The organism is Pseudoduganella sp. GW821-FHT12E03, from assembly GCF_058807115.1.
In genome coordinates this window covers 25,098-43,149 of the sequence record NZ_JBXAQJ010000009.1, presented here as the reverse complement: position 1 = coordinate 43,149, position 18,052 = coordinate 25,098, and the positions used below count along the sequence as shown (strand labels likewise).

The following is an 18,052-nucleotide window of genomic DNA, read 5'->3' as shown; positions in this document are numbered from 1 at the left end:
GAGGCTGCCGCATACAGTGTAAACATGAGCTGGCGGGGCAGTACAGCCAGCGCAGTGGAGGCTGCCATGGGCATCCGTTACGGTTGTTTCTTCAGTTATGCGCACGGGCAACACGCCTACATGAGCAAGTTCAAGAATGATCTTGCCGATGCGCTCAAATGCTACCTCGAGCCGCATTTCGACACGGAACGCGAACTGTTCATCGACACCGAACAGCTGGGTGGCGGCGATGACCTGGACCGCCGCATCGCCACCGCGCTGTGCGAGAGCGTGTGCATGATCATGATTTATACGCCGAAATATGAGGCGCATCCGTATACCCGGCGCGAATTCGCCGCGATGCAGCTGATCGAGTCGGAGCGGCGCGCCTGGTATGCGCTGCCCAGTCACCTGATCATCCCCGTCATCATGACACGCCACCCGGTCAGCCTGCCGCCGCAAATCACGGAACCGGGCATGTACGTGGACTTTTCCCGCTACACGCTGGCGACGGGCGATTTGAAAACCAACCCGGACTACCTGCCTGACATTGAAAAAATCGTTGAGCGCATCGCCGCCCATTACCACTACCTGAAGCGCTGCATTCCGCCGGAGCACGATTGCAGCCGCTTCCTGTTGCCGCCGATTCCAGACCCATGGCGGGTCTCGCCGCCGCCGCATTTCCCGCGCTGAAAAGGAACCATCATGGACCATCCACCGCTGTCCGCCGCAGAATACGGCGCCGTCACGACTTTTTATGCGTACCGGGGCGGCGCGGGCTGCACCACGGCGCTGGCCCATATCGCGGCCTTGCTGGCCGACCGGGGGCCGGACGGCACGCCCGTGCTGATGGTGGACTGGGACTTGCAGGCGCCTGGCTTGCACCATTACTTCCCCTGCGGCCATGACGCGCCCGGCGTGGTGGAACTGTTCACGGCGTGCCGCGACCAGTTGCTGCTGCACGGCAGTGGCGCCGCGCCGGACGACGACGCCGGCGAAGCGCTGGCGCACACCGTGCTGGCCGCCGTCGGCTGGCAACGCCACGTGGTGCGCGCCGACCCGCGCCGTCCGCTGTTTTTGATGCGCGCCGGCCGGCTTGACGATGGTTACGCGGAGCGGCTGGCGGGGCTGGACTGGGAAGCGTTGTTCCACGCCTGTCCGGCGCTGTTCCGCTGTTTCGGTGCGATGCTGGCGCGCCATTTCAGCCACGTGCTGGTCGATGCGCCGCATGGCCGCAGCGACGGCGCCGGCATTTGCACCGCGTTGCTGCCGCAGCGGCTGGTGCTGTTGTTCAATGCCAACCGGCCCGGCCTGGACGGACTGGAATCGCTGGTGCAGCGGGTCGCCACTTACCGCCTCAGCCATGACGCCGAACCGCGCGCGCTGATGATGTATCCGGCGCCGGCGCGCATGGCGGCCGATGACGGCGCGCAGCGCGCCCGGGTGCGCCACGGCGATCCCGCCGCCGGCCTGCAGGGCTACCAGTCGCTGTTCGAACGCGCGCTGGGCGCCGCCTATGGCGTGGCGGACCTGTCGCTGGACAGCTATTTCAATGAAGTGCTGTTGGCGCATTCGCGCGAGCTGGCCAGTGGCGAAGCGCTGGCGCTGGACCACGCCGGCCCGGGGGACCGCTGCGCGCCGGTCCGCGCCTATGACGCGTTGCTGGCGTGGCTGGAGCCCGGCCATCCGCCCTGGTGCGCGCAGTGCGAACTGGCGCCGCTGGCCGGCGTGGCGCAGGCGCGCGCGGCACGCGATGGCAGCGCCGCGCGGGAAATCACGCTGGCGCAGGGCTTGTTGCGCCTGGGCGAGGCCTATCGCGACGGCGGCCGGGATGCCTTGGCGGCGCTGGCGTTCCGCGAATGCGCCCAGCTGTATGCGGCCGCTGCCGGCGAAGCGCACCTGGACACGGCGGCGGCCCGCGCCCACCTGGCGGCCTTGCTGCTGCGCCGCCAGCACTACGATGAAGCGCGCCTGTTGCTGCGCCAGGCGGGCGAGGCGCGCACCGCGGCGCTGGGGCCGCAGCATCCGGATACGCTGGCGGTGTGCGCGATGCAGGCGCAGGCGCTGGCGGGGCAGGGCTATGTCACGGCCGCGCTGGCGCGGCTGCAGGAAGTGCTGGACGTGCAGGTGCGCACGGCCGGCGCAACGCACCCCGCCACGCTCGATACGCTGGCGCGGCGCGCCGTACTGCTGTCGCAGGCGGGCGACCTCGAACAGGCGCGCCAGTTGCTGGAACAGGTGCTGGCGGCGCGCACGCAACTGTCCGGCGCGCTGCATCCCGCCACGCTGCGCATCGCCGGCCTGCTGACCCATACCGTCGCGCAGGCGCAAACAGCGCCGCCACTGCCGCCGGAAGCCGTGCGCCAGCCCGATAACGTGTATGCGCTGCGTGAGTCCCGGGCCACCCATGGTGAACCGGAAAACGGAGCCGGCCGCGCAGAATTGTCGTAATGACATGCCGGAAATTTATCTGTTGCAACGGCTGCAGGCATGCGCTTCGCGGGCGTTGCTTCAGGTAAAATTCCTCACATGCGTATCCTTATCAGTAACGACGATGGCTATCTGGCGCCGGGCATTACCGCCCTGGCCAATGCGCTTGCCTCCATCGCAGACATCACCGTGGTGGCGCCGGACAACAACCGGTCCGGCGCATCGAATTCCCTGACCCTGGACCGTCCGCTGTCCGTGCAGCGGGCCGCCAATGGTTTTTATTTTGTCAACGGCACGCCGACCGATTGCGTGCACGTGGCCCTGACCGCGCTGATGCCGGACAAGCCGGACCTGGTGGTGTCCGGCATCAACAACGGTCCGAATATGGGCGATGACACGCTGTACTCAGGCACCGTGGCCGCCGCCACCGAGGGTTACCTGTTCGGCATTCCCGCGATTGCTTTTTCCCAGGGCGAATATGGCTGGCTGCACGTGGATGACGCGGCCCGCGTGGCGCGCGACATCATCGAACGCCACATCGAAGCGCTGGCCAAACCATTCCTGCTGAACGTGAATATCCCCAACCGCGCCTATGCCGACATGGGGCCGCTGGCGGCCACGCGCCTGGGCAAGCGCCACCAGTCCGAGCCGGTGATCCGCGCGCATGACCCGCGGGGCCGTGAAATATACTGGATCGGCCCGCCCGGCGCCTGCAAGGATGCGGGCGAGGGCACCGACTTCCATGCGGTGTCGCATGGACTGGTGTCGCTGACGCCGCTGCAAATCGACCTGACCCACCGTACCCAGCTCGCATCCCTGGCCAACGCTTTGCTATGACCGACAAACCCCGTTCCTTCCCGTTGCCGCTGTCGTCCGTGGTGGACCAGAAACCATCGTACGCGTCCGTGCGGGGTCCGGTGGCGACACCGCAAACGGCCACGCAAAATGCCACGCAAAACGCCCGCAGCGCCCAGCCCTATGTGGGCCGGCCATCGCCGGCAGCGGCGCCGGCGCCGCTGCGCGGCGCGCAGGCGGAACGGGAATTGATCGCGGCGGCGGCCGCGCCGCGCCAGAATCCGCTGGTGTCGGACGCCGTGCGGCGCGCCATGGTGGCGCGTGTGGCCAAGCAGGGCGTCAAGGATGCCGTGGTGCTGGGCGCGCTGGAGCGGGTGCCGCGCCACCATTTCATCGATGAAGCGCTGGCGGCGCAGGCGTATATCGACGCGTCGCTGCCGATCGGCCATCACCAGACCATTTCCCAGCCCTATATCGTGGCGCGCATGATCGAGGTGATGCGCAACGGCGGCCAGTTGAAGCGGGTGCTGGAAATCGGCACCGGCTGCGGCTACCAGGCGGCGGTGCTGGCCTGCCTGGCGCAAGACGTGTATTCGATCGAACGCATCAAGCCGTTGCATGAGCTGGCCAAGACCAACCTGCGCCCGATGCGGGTGCCGAACCTGCGTTTGCACTACGGAGATGGTATGCTTGGGTTGCCGCAGGCGGCCCCGTTTGATGGCATCATCCTGGCCGCGGCGGGGATGGACGTGCCGCAAGCGCTGCTGGAGCAGCTGGCCATCGGTGGCCGGCTGGTGGCGCCCGTCGGCGGCCGCTCCCAGCATTTGCACCTGGTTACCCGCGTAGCCAAGGCCGAGTGGACCAGTGAAGCGCTGGAAGATTGCCACTTCGTGCCATTGCGTCCCGGCACGGTCTGAACCGGCCCCCGGGTTGAAACAATTTAGAATGAATATGATTAACAAGAGTTCCCTGTTATTGCTGAGTATTACCCTGGGTGCGCTCAGCGCCTGTACCACCACGCCGCAGCAGGCGCCGGTGGTGGACCGCCATTTGACGCCCACTTCGCCGCATCCCACCGTCAAACCACCGGCCCCCAGTGAAGACGCCAGCAAGGCCCGCGACGAGCGCGGGCTGTACACGGTGAAAAAAGGCGACACGCTGATCAAGATCGCGCTGGAACACGGCCAAAGCTATACCGACATCGCGGCCTGGAACAACCTGGCCAATCCGAACGACATCAAGGTGGACCAGGTGCTGCGCGTGCTGCCGCCGGAAAACGGCGTGGTGATCGGCAAGGTTGAGCCACCCGGTGTGACCACGCCGGTGCCGGTGCCGGTGGTGCCGCGCAAGACGTCGCCGCGCGGCGACAAGAAGCCGTATACCGAAGGCGCGCTGGCCGACTTGCAAAAGCCGGACAGCGACAAGCCGGAGCGGCCTGAAAAGGCGCCGGTGGTGGCGTCGGTGGCGCCGTCCACCGTGCCCGCGCCGGCCGCGCCGGCCATGCAACTGAGCGCGGAAGACCGTGATTTGACGTGGATCTGGCCCTCCGATGGCCGCGTGGTGGCCACCTTCGATGAAGGCAAGAACAAAGGTATCGACATTGCCGGCAAGCCGGGGCAACATGTCATGGCTGCCGGCGCAGGAAAAGTCATGTATGCAGGCAGCGGCATCCGTGGTTATGGTAATCTCGTCATTGTGAAGCACAGTAATAGTCTGCTATCCGCGTATGCCCACAACCGGGCCATCCTCGTCAAGGAAGGCGAGAGTGTCAGGAAGGGGCAGCTGATCGCAGAAATGGGGGATTCCGATACCGATGCCGTCAAGCTGCACTTTGAAATCAGGCAGCAGGGCAAACCAGTGGATCCATCGAAGTTCTTGCCTAACCGCTAGCTACCGCCCATGACACACTCGCCGCACGACCGACTGGATGACGATTCGCTGCCGGAAGACTTTTCGGAAGAGCAGCTCGACGATGTCGCAATCGATGCGGGCGATGGTGTGGATGGCGCCGATGGCGCCGACGGCGGCACGGTCCCGGAAGCCGGCGCCGTACTCGAGAGTGTCGATGAACTCAAGAAGGTGCTGGCGGCGGAGCTCTCGACCGACACCACCCAGCATTACCTGAACCAGATCGGCACCCGGCCGCTGCTGACGGCGCAGCAGGAAGTGCACTACGCGACATTGGCCAAGCAGGGCGAGTTCAGCGCCCGGCAAACCATGATCGAGCATAACCTGCGCCTGGTGGTGTCGATCGCCAAGCACTACATCAATCGTGGCGTGGTGCTGCTCGACATGATCGAAGAAGGCAACATCGGCCTGATGCGCGCCATCGATAAATTCGAGCCGGAGCGGGGCTTCCGCTTTTCCACCTACGCCACCTGGTGGATCCGCCAGAGCATCGAGCGCGCCATCATGAACCAGGCCCGCACCGTGCGCCTGCCGGTGCACATGGTGCGGGAGCTGAACCAGATCCTGCGCGGCAAATACCACCTGGAAGCGCAGCACCACAACGGCAAGGACGCCACCGCCGAAGATATCGCGGAGCTGGTGGGGCGCCCGGTGGAAGAGGTGCAGGATATCCTGGCCCTGTCCGAACACGCGACATCGCTCGATGCGCCGCTCGACAACGATCCGCAATCGTCGCTGATGGACATGCTGCCCGGCGATGCCGAAGACAGTCCCGACGCGCGCGCCGAACACCATGAAATGACGGTGCTGGTGCGCGACTGGCTGACCAAGCTGCCGGACAAGCAGCGTATCGTCATCATGCGCCGCTTCGGCCTCGATAACGACGATCCCGCCACCCTGGAAACCCTGGCCGAGGAAATGGGCGTGACGCGCGAACGGGTGCGGCAAATCCAGCAGGAAGCTCTGGTCAAACTGAAACGCGCCATGGCGGCGCGCGGCGTGGTGCGCGATTCGCTGCTGTAGCGATCCAGGCCGCCACGCCCATCCTTGTCACTGCCATCATTCCGTAGGGCGGGTTCCACGAACCCGCCATGCGTGCGCGGCGTTGACGCCAGCAGGCGGCTTTGTAAAAGCCGCCCTACGCATTCCACGTCCCGGGGCAGTGATGTTCATCAGGCGTTCTGCTATCATTACGCCCTTCCGCAAGCCGCCCAGCCGGCCCATCCCCCTTGAAACGTTGACCACTATGCAAGACAAAATCATCGAAATCAAATCGCTCGACATGGACGCCCGTGGCATCGGCCACCTGGAAAACGAAGACGGATCGCCAGGCAAGGTGGTGTTTGTTGAAGGTGCGCTGCCCGGTGAGCGAGTCAGCTTTGAAACGTTCCGCAAGAAGAAAAACTGGGAAGCCGCGCGCATGACGGCGCTGCACAAGGAATCCTCGATGCGCGTGAAACCGAAGTGCGTGCACTTCGACTATTGCGGCGGCTGCTCGATGCAGCATCTGGAGCCGAGCGCGCAGGTCGCCATCAAGCAGCGCGTGCTGGAAGATAACTTGTGGCACCTGTCGAAGGTCAAGGCCGGCAACATGATGCGTCCGCTGTATGGCCCGACCTGGGGCTACCGCTACCGCGCGCGCCTGTCGGCGCGCTATGTGGCCAAGAAGGGCACGGTGCTGGTGGGCTTCCATGAAAAAAAATCGGTGTACGTGGCCGACATTCAAAGCTGCCAGATCCTGCCGCCGCACGTGTCCGACATGTTGATGCCGCTGCGCGCACTGATCGGCTCGCTGTCGATTTTCTCCAAGGTGCCGCAACTCGAACTGGCCATCGGCGAGGAAACCACGGTGCTGGTGATGCGCAATATGGAAGCGCTGACGGCGGACGATGAAACCAAGCTGAAGGCGTTTGCCGACCAGTACCAGATTCAATGGTGGCTGCAGCCGAAGGGCCCGGACACCGTGTACCCGTTCTACCCGCTGGACAAGGAACTGTATTACCTGTTGCCGGAATTCGGCGTGAAAATGCCGTTCAAGCCGACCGACTTTACGCAGGTCAACCATCACATCAACCGCGTGCTGGTGGCGAAAGCCTTGCGTTTGCTGGAGGTGCAAAAGGACGACCGCGTGGCCGACCTGTTCTGCGGCCTGGGCAACTTCACCTTGCCGCTGGCGACGCAGGCGCGCGAAGTGGTCGGCATCGAAGGCTCGACCGCGCTGACCGAGCGCGCGCTGGCCAATGCGCAAGTCAATGGCGTGGCCGCCAAGACCACGTTCCAGACCCGCAACCTGTTCGAAGTCACAAAGGATGATTTGATCGCGCTGGGCAAGTTCGACCGCATGCTGATCGACCCGCCGCGCGACGGCGCGATGGCGCTGTCGCTGGCGCTGGCGGAACTGAAAAAAGATGCGCCGGAATACCTGCCCAAGCGCATCGTGTACGTCTCGTGCAGCCCGTCCACCCTGGCGCGCGACGCCGGCGTGCTGACCCACCTGTGCGGCTACAAGCTGGACCTGGCCGGCGTGGTCAACATGTTCCCGCACACGTCGCACGTGGAATCGATGGCGGTGTTCAACCTCGACCCCGATGCGGAAATCCGCGAATTGCCGATGGCGCGCGTGACCGAAACTGTCGGCGAATAACAGCCCCCGCGCCATTTGCGGTACTTCAGGCGCTAAATGTGTAGGGCGGTTTTGCGGAGCAAAGCCGCCATGCTTGCACTGCCGCCAACGTGGACAGTACCTTGTGCGAGCATGGCGGCTTCCTTCGGAAACCGCCCTACGCAATCCCGCCCGCGATTCATTCGCAACCTCCACGGATTCGCATCCCGTCACGAAGAACGCATGCCCGCCCAGCGAAATCAGTTGAAGCGGTAATTCGCCTCGACCCACACGGCCCGTCCCGCCGGGCTGTAGTTACCCACCGGGTAGTACGGCCAGCCGCCCGTGTCGTCGCGCTTGATCGTATCGAGTACGTTGTTGACGATCACCGAGACCGTCAACCGGTCGTTATGGCGGTACACCGTTGACCAGTTCGCCAGGGTGGTGGGCGTCAGGTAGGCGGTGCCGGCGCCGTTCGGCAGCTTGCCGTAGCGCGTGGCGGACAAGGTATGGGTCCACCGGCCCGCCGTCCACGCCAGGCTGGCGCCAAGTTTCTCCGGCCAGTCCGTGTTGTCCAGTGCGTGCAGGCGGTCTTCCACCGGGTCGCCGTTGAATTGCTGGTAACGCTGTGCCAGGGTTTTCGAATAATTCGCCCGTGCCGTGAAGTCGCCCCAGGCGGTGCCACGCAAGCTATAGCGCACGGTGGCGTCGATGCCGCTGGTTTCCTGTTTGGCCGCATTGATCGGGTTGACGCGGATGTTCTGGATTTCCCCCGGTTTGTTCAGCGCGGTCAGTGGGTGGCGCGTGATGCGGTCCAGGGTGTCGACGCAGGACGGCGACCTGATGTCGTCCTGGCCCAGCCGGCAGCGGGCTTCGTCGCGCAGCAACTGGTCCGCCGACAGGTTGGTCACCAGGCTGTCGATCTTGAAGCGCCAGTAATCGAGCGACGTGTCAAATGCCGCCGACGGCGACCACACCATGCCCAGTCCCGACGATTTGCCCTTTTCCGATTTCAGGTCGCGGCTGCCGATCTGCACATAATCGGCTCCCGGCGACACGTTCGCGAATTCGCATTGATTGATGGCCTGGCCGGCCAGCGCACACCGGTAGTAATCCGTGGTGGACGAGTAATAGCCGGTGCCGCGCGCTTTATAAATGTAATTCATGTCCGGCGCGCGGAAGCTGGTGGCGCTCGTGGCGCGCACCAGCAAGGCCGGGGCGGGGCGCCATTCCAGGCCCGCGTTGTACGTGAAGCGGCCATCGCTGCGGCCGGCGAACTGGTAGTGGTCATAGCGGCCGGCCGTGGTGGCCGACAGTTGCGCCAGCAGCGGGATATTCGCTTCCACGCCCAGCGCGGCGCGCGAGCGGGTGCCGCCGGCATCGGCGGTTGGCACGCTGGTGTTGAAATAGCCCTGGTTGATGCGGGCGTCGGCCTGGTTGGTATAGCCCTGGCGGCCCGCTTCGGCCACTGCCGCCAGCCGCACCGGGCCGGCCGGCAGTTGCCACAGCTCGCCATTGACCGACAGGCTCAAGGTATTGGTCCAGGATTCGTCGCGGCTGTCCGCCCGGCCGGTGATGCTGTCGAATTCGGCCGGCGTCAGGCGCCGGCTCAAACGGGCCGGATCGGGCGCGTAAATCGGAATGCCTGCGCTGTCGACGCCGAGTTTCGGCCCCAGGAAAAAGCTGTCGATGTTGGCCAGCGCGCGCGGCACGTGGTTGCTGCTGCGGTACTGCGACGCGCTGTAGGCCGCTTCGTAATCCCACCGCGTGCCGGGCAGGCGTCCGCGTGCGCCGAGCGTGATGGCGGCCACCTGGTCGTCCCATTGGCGGTCATAGCGCTCCACGCCGCCATATTCTTCCGGCGCGACATAGCGGGTCCACGCTTCATAGGCGCCGCGATTGCGGTTATAAAAATAACTGCCGCCGGTCGATGACGAGGTCCAGTTCGGGCCGCGCGTATTGTTCCTGCTGTCATTGTGCGACAGCAGGAAGTCGGCAAACAGCGTGTGGCTGTCGCTGGCTGTGTAAGTCGCGCTGCCGTAGGCATTGGCGCTGCGGTTGCCGGTCTGGACCGTCCAGTGGGTCGGCGCGGCCGCAGGCGACGCGCAATAGCTGCCGCGCTTGCCGGCGGTATAGCTGACGGTGGTGCCGCCAAACAAGTCGGCCAGGCTGGCGCACGTGTTGCCGAGGTCGAGGTAGGTATTGCTCTTGATGTCGCGGCGCGACAGGATATTGGTCGGTGCGCCGGAGCGCTTCGCCATGAAGTCGCGCTCCAGGCTCGATAAGGGATCGCGTTCCGACAGTTCGAGCGCGAACACGGTGGCGAGCCGGTCGCCGTGCGCGCCGCCCGATACCTGCACGCGGCGGTCGCCGCCACCGCCGCGCGTCGTGGCGCCGGCCTTGGCGTTGACTTCGATGCCGCCGGCGCGTTTTTTCAAGACCACGTTGACCACGCCGGCAATCGCATCGGAGCCATAAATCGCCGATGCGCCGCCATTGAGGATTTCAATGCGCTCGATCACGGCGGCCGGGATATTGGCGAGGTTGGTGAAGTTCACCGTGCCTTCGTAGGCGATCGGGAAATCGGCCAGCCGGCGGCCATTGAGCAGCACCAGCGTGTGATTCGGGCCCAGGCCGCGCAGGCTGATGGCGTTGGCGGACGGGGTGAACGTGTTGCCGAAGTCGGCGCCCTGCACGAAGCCGTTGTTTTGCGTCAGGCTGTTGAGCGCATCAAACACGTTCTTGTAGCCGTGGCGGGTGATGTCTTCCGCACTGATGACGGTCACCGGGGACGGGCCTTCGAGGCTGGCGCGGGGAATGCGGGAACCGGTGACGATGACGGCGGCGGTGGCCGCGTCAGCCTGGCCTGCAACAAGCGCCTGCGTTTGGGCGGACGCTTGCCAGGAAGAACCGCACAGCGCTGCCAGCAGGCAGGCGTGCAGCGGTTTCAATTGGACGGGGATAAAGGTCATTGACGTGCTCAGGTGTTAAGGAGGGTGCAACCTTAACAAATGAGCATGGCGGTGCGGAACGAATGGATTCGCGCTACCTTATACAGGATTTGTATATACAAAAAAGCCGGCGCGAGGCCGGCTTTTTCCACTTTCGTCGAGGGACGTGGTTAGTCGCGGTCGCCGCCCAGGCCCAGCAGGGCCAGCAGGTTGCTGAAGATGTTGTACACGTTCAGGTATAGCGACAGGGTGGCGCTGATGTAGTTGGTTTCGCCGCCGTTGATGATCTGCTGCACGTCATACAGAATGAACGCGGAGAAGATACCGATCGCCAGCACGGAAATCACGATGTACAGCGCCGACAGCTGGAAGAAGATGTTCAGCAGCGAGGCGGCCAGCAGCACCAGCACGCCGGCGAACAGCCATTTGCCCATGCCGGAGAAATCGCGCTTGGACACGGTCGCCACGGTCGCCATCACGCCGAACACCGCGGAGGTGCCGCCGAACGCCATCATGATCAACTGGCCGCCGTTGGAGAAGCCCAGGGTGCGGGTCAGCAGCGGCGTCAGCATCAGGCCCATGAAGAACGTGAAGCCCAGCAGCAGGGCCACGCCCATGCCGCTGTTCTTGTTCTTTTCAATGGCCCAGATGAAGCCCCAGGCCACGCCCAGGAACAGGATCGCGCCCATGAAGCCGCGTGGAATCGGGACCTGCATCATCACGCCCAGCGCGGCGCCCAGCACGGTCGGGATCATCGACAGCGCCAGCAGCCAGTAGGTGTTGCGCAGCACATTGTGGCGCACCACCGCACTGCTGCGGCCCCACTCGTAAGTGTTCTGCATGTTGTTCATATTGCCTCCAAAGTAAAATGTGCGGATAACCGCTTGCCAAAAGCATAGCACGCCGCCATGACGTGGCGCAAAATTTGACTTAAACGCGGCTTAAACTTGCCGGAAGCACAGCCCCGGCACAGCCAAACAGCATAAAACTTGCATGGCTGATATAGCCGATATTCGTAACCGGCTTTGATCTATGGTAAAATCAAGGGTTGATTGAATCATCAATTTTGTTTTAAACCATTCTTTTTATTGGAGTTTTTCAATGGCAATCGAACGCACCCTGTCGATCATCAAACCTGACGCAGTTGCTAAAAACGTAATCGGCCAGATCTACAGCCGTTTCGAAGGCGCTGGCCTGAAAGTGATCGCTGCGCGTATGGCCCAGCTGTCGCAAGCTGAAGCCGAAGGCTTCTACGCTGTGCACAGCGAGCGTCCATTCTTCAAAGACCTGGTGAACTTCATGATCTCCGGTCCAGTCATGATTCAAGTACTGGAAGGCGAAGGCGCGATCCTGAAAAACCGCGACCTGATGGGCGCCACCGATCCGAAGAAAGCAGAAAAAGGCACCATCCGTGCTGACTTCGCCGACTCCATCGACGCCAACGCCGTGCACGGTTCCGACGCTGCTGAAACCGCAGCTGTTGAAATCGCTTACTACTTCCCAGCGCTGAACGTTTACTCGCGTTAATCGCATTGCCGCCACCCTCAGGGTGGGGCAGGTAGTAAATTGTACTAAGCTGTATTAAGTAATACCCCCGCGCCCCGGCCATTGGCCGGGGTATGGGCTTTTCTGGACTGATTTTCTTTGAGCATGAATATGGACACGACCCTCACCAATTTGCTGGATTTCGATCCGGCGCAACTGGTCGCCTACTGTGCGGAGTTGGGTGAGAAGCCGTTCCGCGCGAAACAGTTGCAACGCTGGATTCACCAGTTCGGCGCATCTGATTTCGATGAAATGACGGACCTGGCCAAATCGCTGCGCGAAAAGCTGAAGACCCGCGCCCGCATTGTGGCGCCGGCCATCATCAGCGACCACACCTCGTCGGACGGCACCCGCAAGTGGCTGGTGGACGTCGGCAATGGCAACGCGGTGGAAACCGTGTTCATTCCTGAAGAAAATCGCGGCACCTTGTGTATTTCCACCCAGGCCGGCTGTGCCGTGAACTGCCGTTTTTGCTCAACCGGCAAACAGGGCTTTTCGCGCAACCTGTCGGTGGGGGAAATCATCGGCCAACTGTGGATGGCGGAATTCGAGTTGCGCCGCACCAAGGGCATCGAACCGGGCCCGAAAGGCGAGCGCCAGATCACCAACGTGGTCATGATGGGCATGGGCGAGCCGCTGCTGAATTTCGAGCCGACCGCCACCGCCCTGAAACTCATGCTGGACGACAACGCTTATGGCTTGTCGCGCCGCCGCGTGACCCTGTCGACGTCCGGCGTGGTGCCAATGATGGACAAGCTGTCGCAGGAAGTGCCGGTGGCGCTGGCCGTGTCGCTGCACGCGTCGAACGACGAGTTGCGCAATGGCCTGGTGCCGCTGAACAAGAAGTACCCGCTGGCGGACTTGATGGCGGCCTGCAAACGGTATCTGGAGTTCGCCCCACGGGACTTCATTACCTTTGAATATTGCATGCTGGACGGCGTCAACGACACCGACGAACATGCGCGCGAACTGGTGGCGCTGGTCAAGCACCGCGACTATGGCGTCAACTGCAAGTTCAACCTGATTCCCTTCAATCCGTTCCCGGAATCGGGTTTGCTGCGCTCGAAAAATCCGCGCATCAAGGAATTCGCGCAAGTGCTGATGGACGCGGGCATTGTCACCACCATCCGCAAGACGCGCGGCGACGATATCGACGCGGCCTGCGGCCAGTTGGCTGGCGAAGTGCAGGACCGCACCCGGGTGCAGGAGCGCATGGGCAAGATGGCTGAATACCAGCAAAAGTTCGGCGCTGATTTCGGCAAGATCGTGGAGATCCGTTCCTGATGACCCTGCCGGCCCGCAGCCGATCCTCCATGGCAACCGCGTTGAACGCGGCGTGCCTGGGCATGGCCATGTTGCTGGGCGGTTGCGTGACGCAAACTTCCGGCCGGCCTGAACTGACCACGGCGTCGGACCAGACCGCGGCGCAAAAGCGCTCGGAAATCCGCATGCAACTGGCGGTCGGCTATTTCCAGCAGGGCCAGTACACGGTGGCGCTCGATGAAGTCAAGCTGGCGCTGGCGGCCGAGCCGGACCTGGCCGAAGGCTATGGCATGCGGGCGCTGATTTACATGGCGATGGGTGAGCGGGAGTTGGCGGAAGATAATTTCCAGCGCGCATTGAAGCTCGCGCCCCGCAATCCGGACATCAGCAATAATTACGGCTCCTTCCTGTGCGGCGCGGGCCGCGACACGGAAGCGTTCAAGTTTTTTGACGCGGCGCTGGCGAATCCGGCTTACCAGTCGCCCGCGACCGCCTATAACAATGCCGGCGCCTGTGCGCTGAAACGCAAAGACTACGACGCGGCCGAAAAGTATTTGCTTCCGGCCCTGAAAACTGCGCCGGACGTGGCTGCGACCAATGCCGGCCTGGCGCGTATTTACTTCGAGCGGCGCGATTATGCGCGCGCCGGTTTTTTCATTACCCGGCTGAGCAAGGTAGCCAGGATGGATGGCCTGTCCGCCGACATCCTCTGGCTCGCGATCAGGGTGCAGCATCGTTTGGGCGATGCGGGCGCGGAATCCGCGTGGGCGACGCAATTGCGCCGTCACCATGCCGGTTCGCCCGAATATGCTGCCTATCAACGTGGGGCGTTTGATGAGTGACACGAGTACCAATATGAATCCTGAATGGACGGAACAGCCTAAATCGAAGGCGCTGCCCGGTGCGCAATTGGCGGCCCAGCGCGAAGCGATGGGCTTGTCGGTGGACCAGATCGCAGACCAGCTGAAACTGGCGCCGCGCCAGGTGGTGGCGCTGGAAGCCGACGATTACGATTCGCTGCCGAACATGGCGGTGACGCGCGGCTTTGTGCGCGCCTATGCCAAGGTGGTGAAGCTCGACGCGGCCCCGCTGGTGGCCATGATCGAAGTCAATCCGGTGGCCGGCCATGAACATCCGCAGCCGGTGCGGCGCGAAATTTCCGCCTCGTTTACCGAATCGCGTTTCCCGACCATGACCGAACGTTCCGGCAAGCCGAGTGGCTGGCTGCTGGGCGCCGCCGGCGTGGCGGTGGTGGCCGCGGCGGTGGGCGCGTATTACGTGGGCCTGTTCCCGAACCTGGCGCCGGGCCAGAAAGACGCCGCGCCGGCGCCGGTCGCCAGCGCACCGGCCGCCGCGCCCGCGATCCCTGTGGCGCCAGCCGGCACGGCGTCGGCGCCGCTGCAATCGCCGAATGTGCCGCTGATTTCCGTGGCGCCGCCGGCCGATCCGAATGCGCCGGCAACCGCGCCAGCCGCCCAGCCGGCGCCGCAAGGCGTTGCGCCTGCGGCGTCCGCGCCCGCCGCCCCGGCCGCTGCCGTGACGCCGCCGCTGGCTACGCCACCGGCCGCGACCGGTACGCCGCCAGGCGCCGCTGCCAAGCCGGGTACGCCGGCCGCCGCGGTCCCGGCCGCCGCGCCCGCCCCGGCGGGCAGCACCCTGGTGCTGACGGCCACTGAAGATTCGTGGATCACGATCCAGCCGCCGGGCAAGAAAGCCCTGGTGTCGCGCATGCTCAAAGCCGGCAGCACGGAATCGTTTGACGTGCCGGAACCCGCGCTGCTGATCGTTGGCAAGCCGACCCACGTGAAGGCGACCCTGCAAGGCGCCGCGCTGGCTTTGCCGCCGGTGCCAGGCGGCACGATTTCGCGCGTCAATATCAAGTAATCCGTCAAGTAACCGAGTTAAGTCACTGAGCATGTCCGATACGAATATTGCCATCCCTTCCGGCCCACTGGGCCGCCGCGACAGCCGCCGCGTGCTGGTCCAGCATGGCGACCGCAAGATCTGGGTCGGCGGCGATGCACCCGTCGTGGTGCAGTCGATGACCAATACCGATACCGCCGATGCGGTCGGTACCGCGATCCAGATCAAGGAACTGGCGCGCGCCGGTTCGGAACTGGTGCGCCTGACGGTGGACCGTCCGGAAGCCGCGCAAGCCGTGCCCTACATCCGCGACCAGCTCGACAAGATGGGCGTCGATGTGCCGCTGGTGGGCGACTTCCACTACAACGGCCACACCTTGCTGACCGATTATCCGGACTGCGCGCAGGCGCTGTCGAAGTACCGCATCAACCCGGGCAATGTGGGCAAGGGCGCTAAGCGCGACACCCAGTTTGCCCAGATGATCGAAGTGGCCGTGAAATATGACAAGCCGGTGCGCATCGGCGTCAACTGGGGCAGCCTGGACCAGGCGCTGCTGGCCCGCATCATGGATGAGAACGCCGGCCGTGCGAATCCATGGAGCGCGCAGGCCGTCATGTATGAAGCCTTGATCACGTCGGCGATTGAAAACGCCGTGCGCGCCGAGGAACTGGGCATGGGCCGCGACAAGATCATCTTGTCGTGTAAAGTGTCCGGCGTGCAAGACCTGATCGCGGTCTACCGCGAACTGGCCAAGCGCTGCGATTACCCGCTGCACCTGGGCCTGACCGAGGCCGGTATGGGCAGCAAGGGCATTGTCGCCTCGACGGCGGCCTTGTCCGTCCTGCTGCAGGAAGGCATTGGCGACACCATCCGTGTCTCGCTGACGCCGGAACCGGGCGGCGACCGCACCAAGGAAGTGGTGGTCAGCCAGGAAATCCTGCAAACCATGGGCTTGCGCAAATTCACCCCGATGGTGATTGCCTGCCCGGGTTGCGGCCGCACCACGTCCACCGTGTTCCAGGAACTGGCGGACGATATCCAGACCTTCCTGCGCGAGCAGATGCCGGAATGGAAAAAAACCTACCAGGGCGTGGAAAACATGAATGTGGCCGTGATGGGCTGCATCGTCAACGGCCCCGGCGAATCGAAACACGCGAACATCGGCATCAGCCTGCCGGGCACGGGCGAATCGCCCGCCGCCCCGGTGTTTGTCGATGGCGAAAAAGTAGCGACCCTGCGCGGCGACAACATCGTCGGCGAATTCCAGGCCATCGTGCTGAACTACGTTAAAACGAATTACGGTAACAATACAAATGTCTGAAAATAAAAAAGCGGAAAAAATCGTCGGTATCAAGGGTATGAACGACTTGCTGCCGGCGGATGCGCACCTGTGGGAATTGTTTGAAAACACGGCGCAATCGGTGGTGCAAAGCTATGGCTTCCAGCAAATCCGCACGCCGATCGTGGAAGAGACCCGGCTGTTCGCGCGCGCCATCGGCGCCGTGACCGACATCGTTGAAAAAGAAATGTATTCGTTCACCGATGCGATGAACGGCGACCAGCTGACCCTGCGTCCGGAAGGCACCGCCAGCGTGGTGCGTTCCGTGCTGGAGCACAACCTGGTGTACAACGGCCCCGCGCGCCTGTGGTACAAGGGCCCGATGTTCCGCCACGAAAAGCCGCAGCGCGGCCGCTACCGCCAGTTCCACCAGTTCGGTTGCGAAGCGGTCGGCTTCACCGGCCCGGACATCGATGCGGAAATGATCATGCTGTGCCGCCGCCTGTGGGATGACCTGGGCCTGGACAAGATCCGCCTGGAACTGAACTCGATCGGCGACGCCGCCGAGCGCGCCGCGCACCGCGTCGAACTGATCAAGTACTTCGAAGCCAATATCGACGTGCTGGACGAGGAAGCCAAGCGCCGCCTGCACACCAACCCGCTGCGCATCCTGGATACGAAAAATCCCGCCATGCAGGAACTGGTCAACAACGCGCCGAAACTGATGGCCCACCTGGGCGAGGCGTCGCTGGCGCACTTCGACGGCGTGCAAGCGATCCTGAAGGCAAACAACATTCCGTTCACCATCAACACCCGCCTGGTGCGCGGCCTGGATTACTACAACCGCACCGTGTTTGAATGGGTCACCGATGAACTGGGCGCGCAGGGCACCGTGTGCGCCGGCGGCCGCTATGACCCGCTGATCGAATCGTTCGGCGGCAAGCCAACCCCGGCGGTCGGCTTTGCGATGGGCATCGAGCGCCTGATCGAACTGATGAAAACCGCAGGCGAACCGGCTGCCGGCAACCAGTGCGACGTATACCTGGTGCACCAGGGGACCGCCGCGCAAATGCAGGCGTTCATCCTGGGCGAGCGCCTGCGCGATGCGGGCCTGGATGTGATCCTGCACTGCGCCGCGCTGACCGGCGCTGGCAGCTTCAAGTCGCAGATGAAGAAAGCCGATGGCAGCGGCGCCTCGTTCGCCGTCATCATTGGCGACGATGAAGTGGCCAACAACACGGCCGCCGTGAAAGCCATGCGCGCCGAAGAAGGCGGGCAACAGCAAGCCACGGTGGCGTTTGACGAAGTGGTCGATTACATTGTCGACCAGATCACCGGCAGCGAGGAAGAGCACCACCACTTCCACGTGCATGACGAGAACTGCAAGCACTGATCCGGTGCGCGCGGCGGTATTAACCTTTAACCCTCAAGACGAAG

The 18,052-nt window shown here is 63.7% G+C and carries 15 protein-coding genes; 13 read left to right on the top strand and 2 right to left on the bottom strand.

From position 1 onward, the window contains the following. The first annotated feature begins 66 nt into the window (after window positions 1-66). The 7 genes from AC1RRC_RS22330 to rlmD all read left to right on the top strand — a co-directional run bounded on the left by AC1RRC_RS22330 (window position 67) and on the right by rlmD (window position 7,756). Window positions 67-672 carry a toll/interleukin-1 receptor domain-containing protein gene (locus tag AC1RRC_RS22330; protein ID WP_493057733.1) on the top strand — a complete coding sequence of 202 codons (606 nt, stop codon included), beginning with the start codon at window positions 67-69 and terminating at the stop codon, window positions 670-672. Window positions 673-684: 12 nt separating this feature from the next. Continuing rightward, window positions 685-2,430: a tetratricopeptide repeat protein gene (locus AC1RRC_RS22325; protein WP_493057732.1), complete on the top strand. Its 1,746-nt coding sequence runs from the start codon at window positions 685-687 to the stop codon at window positions 2,428-2,430. A 78-nt stretch (window positions 2,431-2,508) separates the two neighbouring features. Then, window positions 2,509-3,246 carry a 5'/3'-nucleotidase SurE gene (gene surE / locus AC1RRC_RS22320; protein WP_493057731.1) on the top strand — a complete coding sequence of 246 codons (738 nt, stop codon included), beginning with the start codon at window positions 2,509-2,511 and terminating at the stop codon, window positions 3,244-3,246. Continuing rightward, entirely contained in the window at window positions 3,243-4,121 is an 879-nt protein-coding gene (locus tag AC1RRC_RS22315; protein WP_493057730.1) for a protein-L-isoaspartate(D-aspartate) O-methyltransferase, read from the top strand. The genes surE and AC1RRC_RS22315 overlap by 4 nt, the downstream gene beginning before the upstream one ends. A 34-nt stretch (window positions 4,122-4,155) precedes the next feature. Continuing rightward, window positions 4,156-5,094, top strand: coding sequence for a peptidoglycan DD-metalloendopeptidase family protein (locus tag AC1RRC_RS22310; protein WP_493058013.1), 939 nt, complete (start codon window positions 4,156-4,158; stop codon window positions 5,092-5,094). A 9-nt stretch (window positions 5,095-5,103) separates the two neighbouring features. Next, a complete protein-coding gene (gene rpoS / locus AC1RRC_RS22305; protein WP_493057729.1) occupies window positions 5,104-6,135 on the top strand; it encodes an RNA polymerase sigma factor RpoS in 1,032 nt (343 codons plus the stop codon). A 223-nt stretch (window positions 6,136-6,358) separates the two neighbouring features. Next, window positions 6,359-7,756, top strand: coding sequence for a 23S rRNA (uracil(1939)-C(5))-methyltransferase RlmD (gene rlmD, locus AC1RRC_RS22300; protein ID WP_493057728.1), 1,398 nt, complete (start codon window positions 6,359-6,361; stop codon window positions 7,754-7,756). A gap of 218 nt (window positions 7,757-7,974) precedes the next feature. Here the strand turns inward: rlmD and AC1RRC_RS22295 are convergent, their stop codons facing one another. Further along, a complete protein-coding gene (locus AC1RRC_RS22295; RefSeq protein ID WP_493057727.1) occupies window positions 7,975-10,686 on the bottom strand; it encodes a TonB-dependent receptor plug domain-containing protein in 2,712 nt (903 codons plus the stop codon). Between the two features lie 149 nt (window positions 10,687-10,835). Next, window positions 10,836-11,516: a Bax inhibitor-1/YccA family protein gene (locus AC1RRC_RS22290; protein ID WP_493057726.1), complete on the bottom strand. Its 681-nt coding sequence runs from the start codon at window positions 11,514-11,516 to the stop codon at window positions 10,836-10,838. 250 nt (window positions 11,517-11,766) lie between these two features. Between AC1RRC_RS22290 and ndk the strand changes: the two genes are divergently transcribed. The 6 genes from ndk (at window position 11,767) to hisS (ending at window position 18,008) form a co-directional block, all read left to right on the top strand. Beyond that, entirely contained in the window at window positions 11,767-12,192 is a 426-nt protein-coding gene (gene ndk / locus AC1RRC_RS22285) for a nucleoside-diphosphate kinase (protein WP_493057725.1), read from the top strand. A 129-nt stretch (window positions 12,193-12,321) separates the two neighbouring features. Then, window positions 12,322-13,494 carry a dual-specificity RNA methyltransferase RlmN gene (gene rlmN, locus AC1RRC_RS22280; protein ID WP_493057724.1) on the top strand — a complete coding sequence of 391 codons (1,173 nt, stop codon included), beginning with the start codon at window positions 12,322-12,324 and terminating at the stop codon, window positions 13,492-13,494. A gap of 29 nt (window positions 13,495-13,523) precedes the next feature. Continuing rightward, window positions 13,524-14,315 carry a type IV pilus biogenesis/stability protein PilW gene (gene pilW / locus AC1RRC_RS22275; protein WP_493057723.1) on the top strand — a complete coding sequence of 264 codons (792 nt, stop codon included), beginning with the start codon at window positions 13,524-13,526 and terminating at the stop codon, window positions 14,313-14,315. A 13-nt stretch (window positions 14,316-14,328) separates the two neighbouring features. After that, window positions 14,329-15,357, top strand: coding sequence for a helix-turn-helix domain-containing protein (locus AC1RRC_RS22270; RefSeq protein WP_493057722.1), 1,029 nt, complete (start codon window positions 14,329-14,331; stop codon window positions 15,355-15,357). Between the two features lie 31 nt (window positions 15,358-15,388). After that, on the top strand, window positions 15,389-16,657 hold the full coding sequence (ispG, locus tag AC1RRC_RS22265; protein WP_493057721.1) for a flavodoxin-dependent (E)-4-hydroxy-3-methylbut-2-enyl-diphosphate synthase: 1,269 nt from the start codon (window positions 15,389-15,391) through the stop codon (window positions 16,655-16,657). Next, on the top strand, window positions 16,650-18,008 hold the full coding sequence (gene hisS, locus AC1RRC_RS22260) for a histidine--tRNA ligase (protein WP_493057720.1): 1,359 nt from the start codon (window positions 16,650-16,652) through the stop codon (window positions 18,006-18,008). The genes ispG and hisS overlap by 8 nt, the downstream gene beginning before the upstream one ends. Window positions 18,009-18,052 lie beyond the last annotated feature (44 nt).

What these genes read in the sequence shown, in the direction of transcription:
- rlmD (WP_493057728.1), top strand. Translation starts at nt 6,359, where the DNA reads ATGCAAGACAAAATCATCGAAATCAAATCGCTCGACATGGACGCCCGT.
- AC1RRC_RS22295 (WP_493057727.1), bottom strand. Translation starts at nt 10,686, where the DNA reads ATGACCTTTATCCCCGTCCAATTGAAACCGCTGCACGCCTGCCTGCTG.
- AC1RRC_RS22315 (WP_493057730.1), top strand. Translation starts at nt 3,243, where the DNA reads ATGACCGACAAACCCCGTTCCTTCCCGTTGCCGCTGTCGTCCGTGGTG.
- ispG (WP_493057721.1), top strand. Translation starts at nt 15,389, where the DNA reads ATGTCCGATACGAATATTGCCATCCCTTCCGGCCCACTGGGCCGCCGC.
- AC1RRC_RS22310 (WP_493058013.1), top strand. Translation starts at nt 4,156, where the DNA reads ATGATTAACAAGAGTTCCCTGTTATTGCTGAGTATTACCCTGGGTGCG.
- pilW (WP_493057723.1), top strand. Translation starts at nt 13,524, where the DNA reads ATGGCAACCGCGTTGAACGCGGCGTGCCTGGGCATGGCCATGTTGCTG.
- AC1RRC_RS22330 (WP_493057733.1), top strand. Translation starts at nt 67, where the DNA reads ATGGGCATCCGTTACGGTTGTTTCTTCAGTTATGCGCACGGGCAACAC.
- AC1RRC_RS22290 (WP_493057726.1), bottom strand. Translation starts at nt 11,516, where the DNA reads ATGAACAACATGCAGAACACTTACGAGTGGGGCCGCAGCAGTGCGGTG.
- AC1RRC_RS22325 (WP_493057732.1), top strand. Translation starts at nt 685, where the DNA reads ATGGACCATCCACCGCTGTCCGCCGCAGAATACGGCGCCGTCACGACT.
- hisS (WP_493057720.1), top strand. Translation starts at nt 16,650, where the DNA reads ATGTCTGAAAATAAAAAAGCGGAAAAAATCGTCGGTATCAAGGGTATG.
- surE (WP_493057731.1), top strand. Translation starts at nt 2,509, where the DNA reads ATGCGTATCCTTATCAGTAACGACGATGGCTATCTGGCGCCGGGCATT.
- AC1RRC_RS22270 (WP_493057722.1), top strand. Translation starts at nt 14,329, where the DNA reads ATGAATCCTGAATGGACGGAACAGCCTAAATCGAAGGCGCTGCCCGGT.
- rpoS (WP_493057729.1), top strand. Translation starts at nt 5,104, where the DNA reads ATGACACACTCGCCGCACGACCGACTGGATGACGATTCGCTGCCGGAA.
- rlmN (WP_493057724.1), top strand. Translation starts at nt 12,322, where the DNA reads ATGGACACGACCCTCACCAATTTGCTGGATTTCGATCCGGCGCAACTG.
- ndk (WP_493057725.1), top strand. Translation starts at nt 11,767, where the DNA reads ATGGCAATCGAACGCACCCTGTCGATCATCAAACCTGACGCAGTTGCT.